Below are 17,173 nucleotides of genomic sequence, written 5' to 3' on the forward strand. Positions count from 1 at the left end.
AACATGCGTAGAACAAAAGAAAACGCATGGGCAACGAGGTGTGAGCGATGCTGACCAAGAAGCAATTGGATTTGCTGGAATTCATCCACAAACGCGTTCAGGCGGACGGTGTTCCACCCAGCTTTGACGAAATGAAAACGGCGTTGGACCTGAGATCCAAATCCGGCATCCATCGGTTGATCACCGCGCTGGAAGAGCGTGGGTTCATCCGGCGTCTCGCCCACAGGGCGCGCGCGATCGAGATCGTGAAACTGCCCGAAAGTCTGGGAGGCGAGCCGACCGCCGGCTTCACGCCCCGCGTGATCGAAGGTGACAAGCCCAGCTTGCCCCGCCCCGCCAATGTCGAGCCTGTGTCGGTGGACGCTCTCGAACTTCCAGTGATGGGCAGAATTGCCGCCGGTGTTCCGATCGAGGCGATCAGCCACGTTTCCCATCATGTTGCGGTACCGGGCACGATGGTATCGGGCCGTGGCGAACACTATGCCCTTGAGGTGCGCGGAGACTCCATGATCGACGCCGGTATCAATGACGGGGACGTGGTCGTCATCCGCGAAACATCGTCGGCAGACAATGGCGACATCGTCGTGGCTTTGGTCGAAGACCAGGAAGCAACCCTCAAAAGGTTCTTCCGGCGCGGCCAGGCGATCGCGCTCGAGGCCGCCAACCCCGCTTACGAAACGCGGGTATTGCCCGAGGACAAGGTTAAGGTTCAAGGGCGTCTCGTCGGACTTATTCGGACTTACTGAAGCCGTCAGGCCGAGCCGGTGACCAAAGGCGCGGCCCCGTCGCATCAGCGCTGCTGAACAGCTTTCCTTGGCGGATCGCAAGGCTCCCGGTCTTTCGCAGTCGGTCAGGATCAAAAACGGCGCAGTCACCGGTCAGTTTGATCGGCACGGCAGAAACCACGAGTTCGCCCGGTCGGCAAACGGTGACCTGCTGCGCCGCGCGCTTGCCCGTGATGTGGACCAGCTGGAAATCCTCCAAAGGATATCGCTGAACAAGATCTGGGGCCGATGGCCACCGGCCCGCAGCCTCCGGCTGGGTTGCTCCGTCTCCATCGTTTTCAAGCCAGACCGAAGCGACGAACCCAGCGCCTTTTTCCTTGCTCAACGCGCGGCCCTTCTCGGTCATCACCCCGACCAAACCACCTGAATCGGCGATCAGCACCTCGGGCCGCTGGCCTTGTCCCCAGAATACTGCGGCGAACGCCATCGGAAAAACTCCGACCCAGCGGCTGCGTCCCTGCCACAAAATGACCCACAGCGCACCCAAGGAAAACAGCGGCAGGACAAAACCGGGCGAGCTGGCAACGAAGCCCCGTGCACCATCCAGGCCGGACACCCAGTCCGAGACGGCCAGGATCCACGCCAGTCCGATACCCATCACATGGATCGCAACGGCCTCGAGCCCGAAAGGCGCGAGGATCGCTGCCAGAACTGCCGAGGGAACCACGACGGATCCCACAACCGGCACGGACAGGGTGTTGGCCAGCAAGCCGTAGTGCGACACCATGTTGAAATGTGCCGCACCAATTGGGGCCGTCGCCAAACCAGCGACCGCCGAGGAGCACAGAAGCCCACCCACCGGGCGCAACCACTTGGGCACTCTTGGAACCTCAACGTCGCGAAGGGCACCGAAAACCGCGACCAGTGCTGTCGTGGCGGCAAAGGACATCTGAAATCCGGGGCTGAGCAATGATTCGGGGCGAAGAAACAGCACCAACAGCGCCGCAACCGCGACGGCCCGCAAAGATATGGCACGCCGATCGATCAAAACCGCCCCAAACAGAACCGATACCATCACGAAGGCGCGCTCGGTCGCGACATTGCCCCCAGAAAGCAACAGATAGAGCGTTGCAGCGATCAGCGCGCAGACCGCGGCAACCTTGCGAACCGGCCACCGCAACGCCAAGGCGGGCAAGGCCGCAAGCAGCACCCGGCAAGTCACAAAGACGAACCCCGTCAACAACCCCATATGCAGGCCGGAGATTGCAAGCAGATGGGCAAGGTTCGACGCGCGCAAATTGTCCAAAGCGGCGGCGCTGATGCCGCTGCGATCCCCGGTCGAAACAGCTGCGGCAAAGCCGCCGACATCACCTGGCAGCACTTCTCTCACTCTGTCGGAAATGGCCATGCGCACGGCAGCGACACGCACCCCGGCCTCAAAGCGGGACGGAGCGGCGGTGACCACTGGCGTGCGCGCGTATCCGACCGCGCCCAAGCGCTGAAACCAGGCGTGTCTGCGAAAATCAAAGCCGCCAGGCTCGACGGGGCCTTGCGGCGGTGACAGATGGGCCGTCGTCATAACGCGTTGCCCTGGCACAATCGGTACATGGTCGCCATGCAACGAAAGTCGGATGCGCCGCGGGGCTTGGTCCGACGGCACGTCCCCGATCCGTACCTGGTCCAGCGTAACCCGCAGCGCATCCGAAGCAGAGCGATCCAACGCCACGACCCTCCCCTCAACCGGGCCGTAATAGCGCCATTTCAAAACCGGCTCTGCAACCATGTGAGCGCGAGCACCCGCCAGGATGAACCCAACGGCGACCAGCGCCCCCCCTATTGCCAACGGAGCCCAGGCAGACGACATCCGGCGGCTGGCCCAAATGGCAAGCAGGGCCAACCCGGACAGGCCCGAATAAGTCCGCGCATCCGGCTCGAATCGGATTGCGAAATACAGGCCTATGCCGATGGCCAGACAAACCGGAGACCAAGGCAAAAGGTGCCCTCGCTGGTTTAGCAACGCACCTTCGACCCACGCCACAACACGCATGGTTGCCCCCGTCCTTGAGGCTCGTTAGACAGGCTCGACTCTACGCTCAACGCGGTTACCAAAAGGTTAATCACTATAATGTCCGATCAGGTCGTCACCCGATTTGCACCCTCGCCCACCGGCTATCTGCACATTGGCGGAGCCCGTACTGCGCTGTTCAATTGGCTTTACGCCCGTGGTCGAGGCGGAAAGTTCCTGCTGCGGATCGAAGACACGGACCGAGAACGGTCAACGCCCGAAGCGACCGAGGCCATCCTCAAGGGCATGAGCTGGCTCGGGCTCGACCACGACGGAGATGTCATCAGCCAGTTCGAGGGCGCAGCTCGTCACGCCGAAGTCGCGCATCAGCTGCTGGCAGAAGGCAAAGCATACAAGTGCTTTGCGACCCAGGAAGAAATCGCGGCCTTTCGTGAACAGGCCCGGGCCGAGGGCAAGTCGACCCTGTTCCGCAGCCCGTGGCGCGACGCCGACCCCAGCACACACCCCGACCGCCCCTTCGTTGTGCGGATCAAGGCTCCGCAGGATGGCACAACCGTCATCCGCGACAAGGTCCAAGGTGACGTAACCATCCGAAACGATCAGCTGGACGACATGGTCCTCCTGCGTTCGGACGGCACACCGGTCTATATGCTGGCGGTGGTCGTTGATGACCACGACATGGGTGTGACGCATGTCATTCGCGGCGACGACCACCTGAACAACGCGGCGCGGCAGATGATGATCTATGAAGCCATGGGCTGGAAAGTTCCGGTCTGGGCGCACATCCCGCTGATCCACGGCCCTGACGGAAAGAAACTCAGCAAGCGGCACGGCGCATTGGGCGCGCAGGAGTATCAGGCCATGGGCTATCCTGCCGCCGGTATGCGAAACTATCTGGCGCGCCTGGGCTGGAGCCACGGGGACGACGAGTTCTTTACCGATGAACAGGCCAAGGAATGGTTCGACCTGGACGGAATCGGGAAAAGCCCGGCGCGGTTCGATCTGAAAAAGCTCGAGAACTTGTGCGGACAGCACATCGCCATATCCGATGATGCTGCATTGCGGCAAGAAATCGAAGAATATCTGGACGCCGCTGGCCTGCCTGCGCTGACAGAAACACAATCGGGTGATTTGGAACGTGCGATGTATTGCCTCAAGGATCGGGCGCGTACATTTCCGGAACTCCTTGAAAAGGCGCATTTTGCACTGACTTCGCGACCGATCGAGCGCGATGAGAAGGCAGAAAAGGCGCTGAGTTCTGTATCCGACGGTATACTGGATCAATTGACGCCGCAGCTGCAAAATGCTAGCTGGACCCGGAACGAACTGGAGGAGACCCTCAATTCGTTTGCCGAGGCAAACGGGTTGAAGTTCGGCAAGCTGGCTGGCCCCCTCAGGGCTGCGTTGGCGGGTCGGGCCGTCACACCTTCGGTTTTTGACATGATGCTCGTGCTAGGTCGGGATGAGACCATTGCACGGATTTCTGATGCAGCGGCACAGTCCTGACTTCACATTCGGGTAACGCTGCTCCGCTACGACCTGACTCGCGCAGACTTGCGCGATCACCGCCCGTTTTGTCGGTCAGCGAGCCGGCATTCGTATGATTGAGGAAGGGAAAACATGACCGAGAGCAACAAGACAGCGACTCTGACCGTCCACGGAAAAACCTATGAGTTGCCGGTTCATTCGCCAACGGCCGGACCCGACGTAGTCGACATCCGCAAGCTCTACGGTCAGGCCGGCGTGTTCACCTACGACCCAGGCTTCACTTCGACCGCAAGCTGCGACAGCACCATCACCTATATCGACGGTGAAAAGGGCGAATTGCTGCACCGTGGCTATCCGATCGACCAACTGGCCGAGAAATCGCACTTCCTCGAAGTGTGCTTCCTGCTGCTGTACGGATACCTGCCCAAGGCCGACGAACTGGAAGAGTTCGAAACGACCATCACCCGCCACACCATGATCCACGAGCAGATGCACTATTTCTTCCGTGGCTTCCGCCGCGACGCGCATCCGATGGCTACGATGGTGGGCGTGGTCGGAGCCATGTCGGCCTTCTATCACGACTCGACTGACGTGGGCGACGAGCGCCAGCGCGAAATCGCGACGCACCGCCTGATCGCCAAAATGCCGACAATTGCTGCGATGGCATACAAGTACTCGATCGGTCAGCCGTTCATCTACCCGCGCAATGACTTGGATTACGCGTCGAACTTCCTGTACATGTGCTTCGCGGTTCCGGCCGAGGATTACGTCGTCAACCCGATCCTCAGCCGCGCCATGGACCGGATTTTCACCCTGCACGCCGATCACGAGCAGAACGCCTCGACCTCGACCGTGCGTCTGGCCTCGTCTTCGGGCGCGAACCCGTTCGCCTGCATCGCGGCCGGTATCGCCTGCCTTTGGGGCCCGGCGCACGGCGGCGCCAACCAGGCCTGCCTGGAGATGCTGGAAGAAATCGGCAGCGTCGACCGCATCCCCGAATTCATCGAACGCGCCAAAGACAAGAACGATCCGTTCCGCCTGATGGGCTTTGGCCACCGCGTGTACAAGAACTTCGACCCGCGCGCCAAAGTGATGAAGCAGTCGGCCGATGAGGTTCTGGACTTGCTGGGCATCGAGAACAACCCGAAACTGCAGGTCGCCAAGGCTCTTGAGAAACAGGCACTGGAAGATCCGTATTTCGTCGACAAGAAGCTGTTCCCGAACGTCGATTTCTACTCGGGCATCATCCTCGAGGCGATGGGTTTCCCGACCTCGATGTTCACCCCGATCTTCGCGCTGTCGCGCACCGTTGGCTGGGTCAGCCAGTGGAAAGAAATGATCGCCGATCCTCAGAACAAGATTGGCCGCCCGCGCCAGCTGTATCTGGGCGAAACTCTGCGCGACTACGTCGACATCGAAAACCGCTGAGACAGACAACAGGCCCCGCCATCGAGCGGGGTCTTTTCTTATTGGAACAGTGACAATTGATCCCCGGCCCGCGCGGGCCGGGCAAAGAGGTCGCAACGCAGTTTGGGAGTTGTGGTCGCCAAGCCAAGCCTCGCAATCGCAGACTTGAACCGCTTGGCGACCATTTCGGCGTAGATTCCCTCGCCGCGCATCCGATGCCCCCACCGCGGGTCGTAGTCCCTGCCCCCGTGCATTTCGCGCAACCGCGCCATGACCTTTTCGGCGCGACCGGGCTCGTGTTCGGTCAACCATTCCTGCCACAGTTGCGAGACTTCGCGGGGCAACCGCAGCATGATCCAACTGGCCGCATCCGCGCCTGCGTCGCGGCCCGCCTCCAACAACGCTTCAAGCTCGTGATCGGTCAGTCCCGGTATGATCGGGGACGTCATGACGCGAACGGGTATCCCGGCCTCGGTCAACTTTCGGATCATGAGCAGCCGGCGTCTTGGTGCAGGGGCACGCGGTTCCATCCGCCGCGACAGACCATCATCCAACGTGGTCAGCGAGATGCCGACCCGGACCAGCCCAAGGGCGGCCATCGGAGCTAGAATATCGATGTCTCGTTCGATCAAAGCGCCCTTGGTCACGATCGCAACCGGGTGGTTGAAATCTCTCAGAACATCCAGGCAGGCTCTTGTGATCGAACGTGTTTTTTCGATCGGCTGATACGGGTCCGTATTTGTACCCAGCGCAATCGGCGCCACCTTGTACCGCGCGGACGAAAGCTCGCGCGCAAGCACATCCGGCGCGTTCGGACGTGCGATCAGTCGCGTTTCGAAATCCAACCCGGCAGACAGACCGAGATATGCATGGGTGGGTCGGGCAAAGCAGTAGACGCAACCGTGTTCGCACCCGCGATACGGGTTGATCGACCGGTCAAATGGCAGATCCGGTGACTTGTTGTAGGTGATCAGCGATTTCGCGACCTCGTCCCGAACCGAGGTTCGCAAGGGAGGCAGAGGCTCGGGATCCTCCCAGCCGTCATCGACCGCTTCGTGCGCATACGCCTCGTACCGACCAGCATCGTTCGATACGGCACCTCGCCCGGAAATAGTGTGGCGCAACGGCATATTTGTTCCCTCTTTGTTCACGTAATTCCTAGCATCTGCGGGTTTCCGCGGCAAGTCTGCCATCACAGTTGCCCGCCTTGTCTCATGCACAGAACCCATGAATACCGCTCAGAAAGATCATGTGAAATTTGGCGTCGAGCGCGGCAAGATTTTCACCTATAGGTCGGTCTCGGAACCGCCGAGGTCGCAATCGTCACAGTCTAACTGCGGCGAAATGGCCAAAACGGGAAAAACAGCCACCAAGGGCGCAAGGCCCGCCAGCTCAGGGAAATGACCCATGTCCGATGAAGAAGACATCGTCCTGTCGGAACTCAACGACGACGAACTCGTCGAACAGATGTTTGATGACCTCTACGATGGTCTGAAGGAAGAGATCGAAGAAGGCGTGAACATCCTGCTGGAACGTGGATGGGCACCTTATGACATTCTGACCAAGGCGCTTGTCGGCGGCATGACTATCGTCGGCCAGGATTTCCGCGACGGCATCCTGTTCGTGCCCGAAGTTCTGCTGGCCGCCAACGCGATGAAGGGCGGCATGGCCATCCTCAAGCCTCTGCTGGCGGAAACCGGCGCTCCGCGCGTTGGCAAGATGGTGATCGGCACCGTCAAGGGCGACATCCACGACATCGGCAAGAACCTCGTCTCGATGATGATGGAAGGCGCCGGTTTCGAGGTTGTCGATATCGGCATCAACAATCCGGTCGAAAACTACCTGGAAGCGCTTGAAACCGAGCAGCCTGATATTCTGGGCATGTCGGCCCTGCTGACGACGACCATGCCGTACATGAAAGTGGTCATCGACACGTTGGTCGAACAGGGCAAGCGTGACGATTACATCGTGCTGGTAGGCGGCGCCCCGCTGAACGAAGAGTTCGGCAAGGCGATCGGCGCTGACGCCTATTGCCGGGACGCGGCGGTTGCGGTCGAAACCGCCAAGGAGTTCGTCTCGCGCAAGCACAACCAACTGGCGGGTTGATCCTGCACGCCTTGTTTTGTCAAAGCCGCCTGTTCGGGCGGCTTTTTCATTTCCGGGCCGTGGCATCACAACGAGATCGAAACTCAGGTGCCGAGTGTGGATCCCAAAGGCCGCGAACTTGCATCCGGGGCTATTTCGCGGTCATTTGACATTGGAACCTTGCGGAGGCGACACATGCCGCACCACGACATACCTGACGAAAAACGCCTGACGGAACAGGGGTTTGACGAGATGGATGCGCAGCAAAGCATCCTGTTGATCGCCTGCGGTGCCTTGGCGCGCGAGATTCTGGACCTGAAGACACGCAACGGCTGGCACCACCTTGCACTGACGTGCCTGCCTGCCATCCTGCATGTCTATCCCGAACGGATCACTCAGGCCGTCGAGGATGCCGTCGCCAAGCATCGCAACCAGTATGACCGGATTTTTGTCGTCTATGCCGATTGCGGGACCGGCGGACTGTTGGAGCAGGCGTGCAAACGGCTGGGTGTCGAGATGGTGCGGGGGCCGCACTGTTATTCCTTCTTCGAAGGAAACGACAAATTCGCCGAACGCGGCGACGATGAGACTACGGCCTTTTACCTGACCGACTTTCTGGCCAGACAATTTGATGCGTTCGTCTGGAAGCCGCTGGGACTGGATCGGCATCCGGAACTGCGCGACATGTATTTCGGAAATTACACCAAGCTGATCTACCAGGCGCAGACAGATGACCCCGAACTGACCCGTCGGGCACAGGAATGCGCGGATCGGATGGGGCTGGAGTTCGAACGGCGTTTCACCGGATATGGCGATCTCGAGACCACGCTGAAAGACTGGGCCGGCGCACGCCCCAATTCTTCCTGATTGGCCACCGAGTGGCGAATCCGGCTCAGGCGTTTTCGCGCGCTACGTCTCGGATTCGGTCGATCATCGCACGCACACCGTTCGACCGCTGGGCCGACAGATGTTCATTCAACCCCAATCGGGCAAGCTCGGCCGCGGCGTCGACCTTCTCCACTTCGGCAACGGGCAAACCGTTGTAAAGCGAGCGCAATACAGCGATCAGACCGCGCACGATCAGCGCGTCGCTGTCGCCGTCAAACCGAAAAACACCATCTTCGATCACCGGATGGAGCCAGACCTGACTGGCGCAGCCATGGACTTTGGTTGCCGGCACCTTCAAGGCGTCATCCAGCGGCTCCATCGCCTTGCCCTGCTCGATCACGTGGCGGTACCGGTCTTCCCAGTCCTCAAGGAACTCGAAATCCTCGACAATCTCCTCAAAGGCAGGCGTGGCCATGAACGTGGGTCCTCTGGTTGCGGTTCTGGTTCTGACCTAAGTCGCCCGATGTCCGGTGTCCACCCCCATGGGCGCCTTTTCAAACGACCGAAAGTAGGCTAACCCAGTGCGGGTAATACCTTGCAAAGCTTTGGGTCCATGCAAAAAACTGTTTCCGTCCTTCTTGTCGCCCTGTTGACCCTGTCCGCCTGCAGCAGCTGGCGCGATTCCCGGGCAAACCCGTCGAACTGGTTCGGGAACAGCACCCCTGCCCCGGTCGAGACATCGGCCAGCGACGCAGATGCGCTGGTGCCGAAGCAAAGCTCGGGCCGGGGACTGTTCGCGCGCCCTGAACCCGAAGATACCAGCGTACCGATCACCACCATCACCGAGCTGCGGATCGAACCGAACGCCTCGGGGGCAATCGTTGTCGCGCAAGGCACCGCCTTCCGCCAGGGCGCCTATGACGCAAAGCTCACCTTCGTCGAATCCGAGGAAAACCGGAAGAACGGCGTTATGGAGTTCGTTTTCCGCGTGAACTACCCGACCTATGCCACTGCGCAGGGGCCCGAACGTACGCGTGAAGTGACCGATGCGGTCAATGTCAGCCGTCAGGATCTTGAAGGCATTCGTCTGATCCGCGTGGTCGGTCAGCAGAACGCCCTTGAATCGCGTCGGCGCTGAATTCGATCTTACAGGGGGACGACCTGAACAGTTTGTCCCTTCGCTGCCAAGGCAATCTCGCCTCTGCAGAGTTTGAGCGCGTCCTCACCAAAAACCTCGAACCGCCAGCCGGACATCGCAGCAACGTCACGGTCCCCAGCCGCGATCTGATCCAGCTCCGAGCTGGTCGCGATGAGCTTGGCAGCGACCCCTGCGGTTTCCGTCTTTGACTTCAGCAATACCCGCAGCAGATCAGCCAGCGCGGGGTTCACCTTGATCTTGTCCCGGCTGTTGTCCACCTTGGGAAGATCCTCTGGCGGGCAATTCACACCGGCCTGTACGGCGGCCAGAATACCGTCGGCGATGGCACCTTTGCGCGCTTCGCGCAGCAGCAAACGCGAGCTGCCCAGATCAGCATGCGTACGTGGTTTGGTCGACGCCAGTTCGACCAGCGCATCGTCCTTGAACACGCGGCTGCGCGGCACGTTGTTCTGTTGGGCATATTCCTCACGGAACCGGGCAAGCTCCCGCACCACCGCAAGGAACTTGGCCGAGTTGGTCCGGGTCTTGACCCGCCGCCATGCCTCTTCGGGGCGGATGTCATAGGTTGCGGGATCGGTCAGAACGCGCAACTCCTCCGCCACCCAATGGCTGCGCTTGGATTTCTCCAGCTCGGCGGCCAGATGTTCATAGATTTTGCGCAGATGCGTCACGTCCGCCAGCGCATAGGTCTGCTGGGCCTCGCTCAGCGGGCGCCGCGACCAATCGGTAAACCGCGAGGTCTTGTCCAGACCCTGTTTGCAGATCTTGCGAACCAGCGTTTCATAGCCAACCTGTTCCCCGAAACCACAAACCATTGCAGCGACCTGCGTATCGAAAAGCGGTTTGGGGAAAATACCGGCCTCCACCCAGAAAATCTCAAGGTCCTGGCGGGCGGCATGGAACACTTTGACGACGTTTTCGTTCTGGAACAATTCGTAAAGCGGCTCAAGCGACAAGCCGTCTGCCAGCGGATCGACCAATACCGCGCTGTCCTCGTCTTCAGAGGGCACGGCCAACTGGACCAGACATAACTTGGAGTAGTAGGTCCGCTCGCGCAGGAATTCGGTGTCGACGGTCACATAGGGGTGTTGGGCGGCAGCCTTGCAGAAGTCAGCCAACTCTCGCGTGGTTTTGAGGGTCTTCATGCGCTTGCTATTCTTGCTCTTGCTCTGGTCATTGCCCGTTGGTTTCTTCTGCCCCGAGCGCTTGGCCAGACCATAGGCCGAATTGGCCGCTCATGTAAATCTCTGGCGCAAGATCAGGGGAGTAACACCGGTGCGCGATCGCCACGGGCAAAGCGCTCCAGAACCGCCGGATACAGCTTGTGTTCCCAGGCCAACACCTTCCGAGCAAGCGAATCCGGGGTGTCGCCGGGTTCGACCGGAACCCGGGCCTGCCCCAAGATCGGACCATCATCCAGCGCCGCGGTGACCTCGTGGACGGTGCAGCCGTGTTCGGCATCCCCTGCGGCGATGGCGCGGGCGTGGGTGTTGAGCCCTTTGTACTTGGGCAGCAGCGAGGGGTGGATATTCAGCATCCGCCCATGAAACCAGGACACGAAATCGCCAGTCAGCACGCGCATGAACCCCGCCAGGCAGACGATGTCTGGCTGCGCCTCGAGCAGCGGCTTGCACAGCTCGGCCTCAAACGCGGCGCGGTCACCACCGAACGGTCGGTGATCGACCACGGCTGTGGCAATCCCGCGATCAGCCGCCTTGGCCAAGCCGCCAGCATCCGCATTGTTCGACAGAACCAGACAGGGCCGCGCCGGGTGGTCGCCTGTCATGCTGTCGACCAGCGACACCATGTTCGACCCGCCCCCTGAAATCAGAATGGCGACGCGCTTTTGGCTCACAGCAGCTTGCCTGCGTAGCTGACGCCCGCCCCTTCGGTGACCGACCCGACGCGCGCGACGCTCTCGCCGGCATCCGACAGCAGGGCGGCCAAGTCATCGGCGCGGTCGGCGGCACAGACGACGATCATGCCGATCCCGCAGTTGAAGGTCTTGAGCATTTCCGCCTCGGCGATGCCCCCGGTTTCCGCCATCCAACGGAACACCGGCGGCAGATCCCAGGCGTTCAGGTCGATTTGCGCACCCAGATCGTCGGGCAACACGCGCGGCAGGTTCTCGGTCAGCCCACCGCCGGTGATATGCGCCAGCGCATGGACGCCACCGGCCCGGATCGCGGCCAGGGCGGGTTTGACGTAGAGCCGCGTGGGCGTCAGCAGCGCCTCTCCCAAAGGCCCGTCGCAGAAGGGCGAATCCGCATCCCATCCCAGGCCCGAGATCTGAACCAGTTTACGCACCAGCGAGTAGCCGTTGGAATGCACCCCGTCCGAGGCCAGCCCCAGCAGAACATCCCCGGCCTGCACACCGGCGGGCAGATCGCTGCCGCGCTCCATCGCGCCGACAGCAAAGCCTGCCAGGTCGAAATCGCCATCGGGGTACATCCCCGGCATCTCGGCGGTTTCACCCCCGATCAAGGCACAGCCCGATCGGACGCAGCCCTCGGCGATGCCCTCGATGATCCGCGCGGCGGTCTCGGTGTCCAGCTTGCCCGTGGCGAAGTAATCCAGGAAGAACAACGGCTCGGCCCCCTGGCAGATCAGGTCGTTGACGCACATGGCCACCAGGTCAATCCCCACACCATCGACCACGCCCGTGTCGATCGCAATCCGCAGCTTGGTGCCCACGCCATCGGTTGCCCCCACCAGGATCGGGTCGGAATACCCTGCCCCTTTCAGGTCGAACAGCGCGCCGAACCCGCCAAGGCCGCTCATGACGCCGGGGCGGTTCGTCCGCTTGGCGGCGGGCTTGATCCGGTCGACCAGCGCGTTGCCCGCATCGATATCCACGCCCGCATCTGCATAGGTGATGCCGTTCTTGCCCGCTGTCATGGCCGTTCCCTCATGAATGCTTTCAGCGCGGGTTAGTCGATTGTGCGCCGCGTTGCAACGGTCAGGCTTGACGCGGCCGTTCTGCGTGGTACCCAAGCGCTCAGGCGGGCCTGTAGCTCAATTGGTTAGAGCAGAGCGCTCATAACGCTTTGGTTGGGGGTTCGAGTCCCTCCGGGCCTACCAAATACGGCCGAAATCACCGCCCGATGATGATGTCCGCGCACAAACCGCCCAAGCGTTCGCTTTGTCCCAGGCGCAAAACACCGCCGTGGACACGGGCGATATCTGCAACGATCGCCAGCCCGAGGCCCACCCCGCTGCCCTGATTCTGGTTCCGCGACGGGTCCAACCGGCTGAACGGTTTCACCGCCTCGGTCCGCTGCTCGGGCGGGATGCCGGGGCCATCATCCTCAACCCGAATGCGCAGCGATTTGTCAGTCAGGGTCATGCTGACCATCGCGTGCGACCCGTAGCGCACCGCATTGCCGATCAGGTTTTCCACGGCGCGGCGGATCGCAGTCGGACGCAGCATCACTGCGCCCTGCCCTTCGGGCGACAGCAACTCGACACTTTGTCCGGCCCGTTGCGCATCATCCACGATCGAGCGCAAAAGCTCATCCGGACGAACCTCGACCTGCTCGCCCTCGGACGCGCCGCGCGAGAAATCAAGAAAGGCATCCAAGAGTGACTGCATTTCATTCACGTCCTGAAGCAGCGGCTTTGCATCTTCCTCGGGCAGCATCGACAGGCCAAGCTTGAGCCGGGTCAGAGGCGTTCGCAGGTCATGGCTGACACCCGACAGCATCAGGGTCCGCTGCTCGATCTGCCGCTCGATCCGGGCGCGCATGTCAAGAAACGCGCTGCCAGCGGCCCGCACCTCGACGGCCCCTCCGGGGGTGAACGGCACGACCCGACCGCGACCAAAAGCCTGCGCCGCGTCGGCCAGCCGAGTGATCGGCCGCAACTGATTGCGCATGTACAAGAACGAAATCGAGGTCATGATCACCGCAAAGAACAGCATCGTGACGATCAACTGGTGCGGAGCGACCGTCGACAGACGCCGGCGATCAAAGCCAAGCTCCAACACACCCAGATGGGTGTTCAAGAACAAAGTCGCGACCTGACTGTCCGGCAACGATACCGCTACGAGGTTCGGCAGCAGCTCTCGAAGATCAGCGTCGATCTGCGGTGCGATGAAATCATACCAGCGCCGAGGTTCAATCGTAGGCGTTTCGTTGATCCCCAGAAAACGGGCCTGCATGTCCAGCACCCTCAGATCCGGACGCACCGCGGCCAGCGCCTGCTGTTGGGTTTCGGCACCCTGAATGTCTTCCAGAACCAGCCGCACTTCGCGCGACGCCGCCCGGGTCATCTGACCGGTCACATCCTCGAGGTGTTCACGCACGAATGCCACCGACACCACCAACAGAACCACGATCACCGGCAGCACCAGAATCAGGGCCGCCCGGGCATACAAGCTGCGGGGCAAATAGGGTTTGAGCCAGCGCGAGGACATGCGCTAAACCTAGCGGGCTGCCCCGCCAAGAGAAAGAGGCCAAGATGCTGCCAGCAGACGATTTCAACCCGAAACCGGGGATCCCTGTCGCCCTGCAGCCGGGCCTCAGGCTCTTGCTGGCCCCAAACCCGTCGCCGATGACCTATCTGGGGACAAACACATACCTCCTGGGCACCAGCGACCTTGCCGTAATCGACCCCGGACCGTTGAACGGCAGTCACATGCAGGCCATTCTGGATGCGCTGCAACCCGGGCAAAAGATCAGCCATATCGTGGTCACCCACAGCCACCTGGACCATTCGCCGCTGGCTGCCCCGCTGTCAGAGCGGACAGGTGCCCCGATCTACGCCTTTGGCGGGCCACAGGCAGGGCGCAGCGCGATCATGTCCCAACTGGCCGAGCAAGGCCTCGCCGGCGGCGGCGAGGGAATCGACACGGAATTCCGCCCGGACATCGAGTTGGCGGACGGCGACAGGATCGAGGGGGACGGATGGGGCCTTGAGGTCATTCACACGCCGGGTCATCTGGGCAATCACATCGCGCTGGCCTGGGGAGACGTGTGTTTCACCGCCGATCACGTAATGGGCTGGGCCAGTTCACTGGTTTCGCCTCCGGATGGCGATCTGACAGACTTCATGAAAGCCTGCCACCGGCTACGCGCCCGCGACTGGTCCGTCTTCCATGCCGGACACGGCGCGCCGATCACAGACCCTTCGGGTCGGCTTGAATGGTTGATCCGCCACCGGCTCGAACGTGAGGCACAAATCCTCGACGCGCTGGCCGAGCGCCCGGGCACAGCCCGGGATCTGGCCCAGCGGATCTATGTCGAAACCCCGCCTGCCCTGCTTCCAGCGGCCGAGCGCAACGTGTTTGCCCATCTGGTGGATCTGACCGGAAAAGACCGCGTCGCCCCCCGGGGCGCACTGTCGGTGCAAACCAGTTTTCATCGCATCTCCTGAACGCGCAAAAAATTCGCTCTCGGTGCTTTTCCCCTCTGGACGCCGAAAAACCGGATTGCTATATGCGCCTCAGTTCCGGCGTAGCTCAGCGGTAGAGCAGTTGACTGTTAATCAATTGGTCGTAGGTTCGATCCCTACCGCCGGAGCCAAAATCCTCTGATTTCAGAAGTTTGTGGCGCACCCAACCGCTCACGTCCCGTGTGTAGTCGGTTGCCGATCCGACACGCGGAGTTTTCAGCGGGTTCAACGCATGCGATCAGACTGCTTCCAAGGACCTGCGCCGTTAGATCGGGTTTGGTCTTTCGATCAGCCCAATCCTGTCATCCACACCCGGGAAACATCAGAGGATTTTCCAGCGCCTGTGACGCAAGTTTGGTCCGCCATGCATTTGCACAGCAGACCGTCCGCTACAGTTCGTTTTTGTAGATCACCCCGCCTTTCATGATCAGATCGAAGCGCTCTTCGTATTCGGTCATGACAGACATGTCCTCCAGAGGGTTCCCGTCAATCAGAAGGATATCCGCATGAGCACCTTCCGCAATGACACCCAGCGCCCCGGGATAAGGATTGCGCGGCCCCGACAAGGCAAGCAACTCGGCTGATTTCGAGGTTGCCTGACGGAGTATTTCGACATTGTCGAACCATTCCGTTCTCAGAACGAACTCCTCGTTTGCGCGCTTGATCATCTCAGGAGAAGTGATCACATCCGTGCCGAAGACGATATTCTCGAACCCAAGCTCTTTTGCCATGGTGAACATCTGGTTGATGCCGTCATAGGCTTCGTCATGCTTGGCTTTTTGTTCGTCGTTGTAACCTGCCGGATGGAATGTGTAGACGATGACCTGCGGCGACAGCCAGGCATCATGCTCCATCATGACGCGCATGGCCTCTTCGCTCATCAGATTGCCATGCTCGATGGACTTCACCCCATTCTCGACGGCGCGGATGATGCCATCCGAGTTGTAGACATGGGCGGTTACGTAGGTGTTCCAGTCTTCTGCCGCCTCGACGGCTGCACGGATTTCGTCTGCCGTGTACTGCGTGGTGTCCAATGGATCAGCAAATGATCCGGTCCCACCACCGACGGAAATCTTGATCTGCGAGGCCCTGCGGCGCAACACCTCGCGCACGGTTTTCAGAACCTCGTCACGCCCATCGGCAACTGCGACATGGAAGTATTTCATCGGAATGCTGGGCTCGAACACCAATGACCCGGGCTCGTTTGCGTCTGTCCGATGATCCGAGTGGCCCGAGCTCTGCGAGATCATGGGACCCGAAGGATAGACCCGAGGCCCCACCAGGATGCCCTCATCTATGGCGCGTTTCAGTGAAAACGAGTTCCCGCCGACATCGCGGACCGTCGTGAACCCCTGCATCAGGTATTGTTCGGCGACGGTTGCGGCAACATAGGCCCAGTATTCGCGATCGGCATTGAACGCGATTCCGAACGGCATCTGAAACATCAGATGCGCATGCATGTCGGCAAATCCGGGCATCAGGAACCGACCCTGCGCATCGATCACCGTCGCCCCCTCCGGCGCATCCAGATCAGGACCAAGGGCCGTGATCATGCCGTCTCGGATCAAAACGTCCTGACCCTCGATCAGGTCGGAACTGACCCCGTCGAAAATCCGAGCGCCGGTGATCAGGGTTCCGGCCTCTTGGGCGATCCCCGGCGCGGCAAGAACAAAGAAGAAAAGCTTCGCTACAATCCTGCAAGCTGTCCGCATCTTGGGTTCCTTTCCGGTTTCAACAGGTTCACCGAAGCATGGTGCATTATCGAGAGGCTAGTCTCTTTCTGATCCGGATGAAACGATCACGTCGCGGCCGGCGCGTAGATCAACGCAACGATTCACTGCCGCAGGAAACAACAAACCTGTGCAGCCCGATTGAAATCCGAAACGGAAACCTGGAGCGCGCAATTCGTCCGGAGAAAGCAATTTTCGTCTGGACCTCGTCTTTGCAGATTGGTACACGCCCCTCAGTTCCGGCGTAGCTCAGCGGTAGAGCAGTTGACTGTTAATCAATTGGTCGTAGGTTCGATCCCTACCGCCGGAGCCAAAAATCCTTAGAAATTAAGCG

Annotated in this window: 15 protein-coding genes and 3 tRNA genes; 10 read left to right on the plus strand and 8 right to left on the minus strand. The window is 60.7% G+C overall.

All coding sequences use genetic code 11. From position 1 onward, the window contains the following. Positions 1 to 47: 47 nt before the first annotated feature. Complete coding sequence (gene lexA / locus ACR0EF_RS06415; protein ID WP_170338965.1) at positions 48 to 746, plus strand: transcriptional repressor LexA; 699 nt, start codon at positions 48 to 50, stop codon at positions 744 to 746. Here lexA and ACR0EF_RS06420 read toward each other — a convergent pair. Then, positions 730 to 2,772 (minus strand): ComEC/Rec2 family competence protein, encoded by a 2,043-nt coding sequence (locus ACR0EF_RS06420; protein ID WP_170370529.1) that lies wholly within the window; start codon positions 2,770 to 2,772, stop codon positions 730 to 732. The two genes, lexA and ACR0EF_RS06420, sit on opposite strands and share 17 nt — an antisense overlap. A 78-nt stretch (positions 2,773 to 2,850) precedes the next feature. Between ACR0EF_RS06420 and gltX the strand changes: the two genes are divergently transcribed. Both gltX and gltA read left to right on the plus strand, forming a co-directional pair. After that, positions 2,851 to 4,257, plus strand: a complete 1,407-nt coding sequence (gene gltX / locus ACR0EF_RS06425; RefSeq protein ID WP_170363384.1) for a glutamate--tRNA ligase — start codon at positions 2,851 to 2,853, stop codon at positions 4,255 to 4,257. A gap of 114 nt (positions 4,258 to 4,371) precedes the next feature. After that, positions 4,372 to 5,667, plus strand: a complete 1,296-nt coding sequence (gene gltA / locus ACR0EF_RS06430) for a citrate synthase (RefSeq protein ID WP_170338439.1) — start codon at positions 4,372 to 4,374, stop codon at positions 5,665 to 5,667. A 38-nt stretch (positions 5,668 to 5,705) separates the two neighbouring features. Here the strand turns inward: gltA and ACR0EF_RS06435 are convergent, their stop codons facing one another. Further along, positions 5,706 to 6,776, minus strand: coding sequence for a PA0069 family radical SAM protein (locus ACR0EF_RS06435; RefSeq protein ID WP_170373322.1), 1,071 nt, complete (start codon positions 6,774 to 6,776; stop codon positions 5,706 to 5,708). Between the two features lie 277 nt (positions 6,777 to 7,053). Between ACR0EF_RS06435 and ACR0EF_RS06440 the strand changes: the two genes are divergently transcribed. Beyond that, the gene (locus tag ACR0EF_RS06440; protein ID WP_093962188.1) at positions 7,054 to 7,752 is read left to right on the plus strand and encodes a corrinoid protein; all 699 of its coding nucleotides are present in this window, start codon (positions 7,054 to 7,056) and stop codon (positions 7,750 to 7,752) included. 174 nt (positions 7,753 to 7,926) lie between these two features. Next, on the plus strand, positions 7,927 to 8,598 hold the full coding sequence (locus tag ACR0EF_RS06445) for a DUF1638 domain-containing protein (RefSeq protein ID WP_170373321.1): 672 nt from the start codon (positions 7,927 to 7,929) through the stop codon (positions 8,596 to 8,598). Between the two features lie 25 nt (positions 8,599 to 8,623). Here the strand turns inward: ACR0EF_RS06445 and ACR0EF_RS06450 are convergent, their stop codons facing one another. Then, complete coding sequence (locus ACR0EF_RS06450) at positions 8,624 to 9,034, minus strand: SufE family protein (RefSeq protein ID WP_170373320.1); 411 nt, start codon at positions 9,032 to 9,034, stop codon at positions 8,624 to 8,626. Between the two features lie 138 nt (positions 9,035 to 9,172). On the opposite strand from ACR0EF_RS06450, the gene ACR0EF_RS06455 reads away from it, so the two are divergent. Further along, positions 9,173 to 9,697: a hypothetical protein gene (locus tag ACR0EF_RS06455; protein WP_170338953.1), complete on the plus strand. Its 525-nt coding sequence runs from the start codon at positions 9,173 to 9,175 to the stop codon at positions 9,695 to 9,697. An 8-nt stretch (positions 9,698 to 9,705) separates the two neighbouring features. Here the strand turns inward: ACR0EF_RS06455 and rnd are convergent, their stop codons facing one another. From rnd to purM, 3 genes are all read right to left on the minus strand, one after another. Then, positions 9,706 to 10,863: a ribonuclease D gene (rnd, locus tag ACR0EF_RS06460; protein ID WP_170373319.1), complete on the minus strand. Its 1,158-nt coding sequence runs from the start codon at positions 10,861 to 10,863 to the stop codon at positions 9,706 to 9,708. Between the two features lie 113 nt (positions 10,864 to 10,976). Continuing rightward, the gene (purN, locus tag ACR0EF_RS06465; protein WP_170373318.1) at positions 10,977 to 11,573 is read right to left on the minus strand and encodes a phosphoribosylglycinamide formyltransferase; all 597 of its coding nucleotides are present in this window, start codon (positions 11,571 to 11,573) and stop codon (positions 10,977 to 10,979) included. Further along, positions 11,570 to 12,616: a phosphoribosylformylglycinamidine cyclo-ligase gene (purM, locus tag ACR0EF_RS06470; protein WP_170373317.1), complete on the minus strand. Its 1,047-nt coding sequence runs from the start codon at positions 12,614 to 12,616 to the stop codon at positions 11,570 to 11,572. The genes purN and purM overlap by 4 nt, the downstream gene beginning before the upstream one ends. 106 nt (positions 12,617 to 12,722) lie before the next feature. On the opposite strand from purM, the gene ACR0EF_RS06475 reads away from it, so the two are divergent. Next, positions 12,723 to 12,799, plus strand: a tRNA-Ile gene (locus tag ACR0EF_RS06475). Positions 12,800 to 12,812: 13 nt separating this feature from the next. Here the strand turns inward: ACR0EF_RS06475 and ACR0EF_RS06480 are convergent. After that, positions 12,813 to 14,132, minus strand: a complete 1,320-nt coding sequence (locus ACR0EF_RS06480; protein WP_170370537.1) for an ATP-binding protein — start codon at positions 14,130 to 14,132, stop codon at positions 12,813 to 12,815. A gap of 44 nt (positions 14,133 to 14,176) precedes the next feature. Here ACR0EF_RS06480 and ACR0EF_RS06485 point away from each other — a divergent pair, with 44 nt between their 5' ends. Together ACR0EF_RS06485 and ACR0EF_RS06490 are read left to right on the plus strand one after the other, a co-directional pair. Further along, positions 14,177 to 15,091, plus strand: a complete 915-nt coding sequence (locus tag ACR0EF_RS06485) for an MBL fold metallo-hydrolase (protein ID WP_170373316.1) — start codon at positions 14,177 to 14,179, stop codon at positions 15,089 to 15,091. A 74-nt stretch (positions 15,092 to 15,165) separates the two neighbouring features. After that, positions 15,166 to 15,240, plus strand: a tRNA-Asn gene (locus tag ACR0EF_RS06490). A 258-nt stretch (positions 15,241 to 15,498) separates the two neighbouring features. Here ACR0EF_RS06490 and ACR0EF_RS06495 read toward each other — a convergent pair. Then, positions 15,499 to 16,821 carry a metal-dependent hydrolase family protein gene (locus ACR0EF_RS06495; RefSeq protein WP_217354731.1) on the minus strand — a complete coding sequence of 441 codons (1,323 nt, stop codon included), beginning with the start codon at positions 16,819 to 16,821 and terminating at the stop codon, positions 15,499 to 15,501. A gap of 256 nt (positions 16,822 to 17,077) precedes the next feature. Between ACR0EF_RS06495 and ACR0EF_RS06500 the strand changes: the two genes are divergently transcribed. Then, positions 17,078 to 17,152 (plus strand) — tRNA-Asn (locus tag ACR0EF_RS06500). Positions 17,153 to 17,173 lie beyond the last annotated feature (21 nt).

This window comes from Ruegeria sp. CG8, from assembly GCF_056537165.1.

Bases quoted from the DNA above. Each gene is read 5' to 3' on its own strand.
- lexA (WP_170338965.1), top strand. From the start codon at position 48: ATGCTGACCAAGAAGCAATTGGATTTGCTGGAATTCATCCACAAACGC.
- ACR0EF_RS06420 (WP_170370529.1), bottom strand. From the start codon at position 2,772: ATGCGTGTTGTGGCGTGGGTCGAAGGTGCGTTGCTAAACCAGCGAGGG.
- gltX (WP_170363384.1), top strand. From the start codon at position 2,851: ATGTCCGATCAGGTCGTCACCCGATTTGCACCCTCGCCCACCGGCTAT.
- gltA (WP_170338439.1), top strand. From the start codon at position 4,372: ATGACCGAGAGCAACAAGACAGCGACTCTGACCGTCCACGGAAAAACC.
- ACR0EF_RS06435 (WP_170373322.1), bottom strand. From the start codon at position 6,776: ATGCCGTTGCGCCACACTATTTCCGGGCGAGGTGCCGTATCGAACGAT.
- ACR0EF_RS06440 (WP_093962188.1), top strand. From the start codon at position 7,054: ATGTCCGATGAAGAAGACATCGTCCTGTCGGAACTCAACGACGACGAA.
- ACR0EF_RS06445 (WP_170373321.1), top strand. From the start codon at position 7,927: ATGCCGCACCACGACATACCTGACGAAAAACGCCTGACGGAACAGGGG.
- ACR0EF_RS06450 (WP_170373320.1), bottom strand. From the start codon at position 9,034: ATGGCCACGCCTGCCTTTGAGGAGATTGTCGAGGATTTCGAGTTCCTT.
- ACR0EF_RS06455 (WP_170338953.1), top strand. From the start codon at position 9,173: ATGCAAAAAACTGTTTCCGTCCTTCTTGTCGCCCTGTTGACCCTGTCC.
- rnd (WP_170373319.1), bottom strand. From the start codon at position 10,863: ATGAAGACCCTCAAAACCACGCGAGAGTTGGCTGACTTCTGCAAGGCT.
- purM (WP_170373317.1), bottom strand. From the start codon at position 12,616: ATGACAGCGGGCAAGAACGGCATCACCTATGCAGATGCGGGCGTGGAT.
- ACR0EF_RS06480 (WP_170370537.1), bottom strand. From the start codon at position 14,132: ATGTCCTCGCGCTGGCTCAAACCCTATTTGCCCCGCAGCTTGTATGCC.
- ACR0EF_RS06485 (WP_170373316.1), top strand. From the start codon at position 14,177: ATGCTGCCAGCAGACGATTTCAACCCGAAACCGGGGATCCCTGTCGCC.
- ACR0EF_RS06495 (WP_217354731.1), bottom strand. From the start codon at position 16,821: ATGCGGACAGCTTGCAGGATTGTAGCGAAGCTTTTCTTCTTTGTTCTT.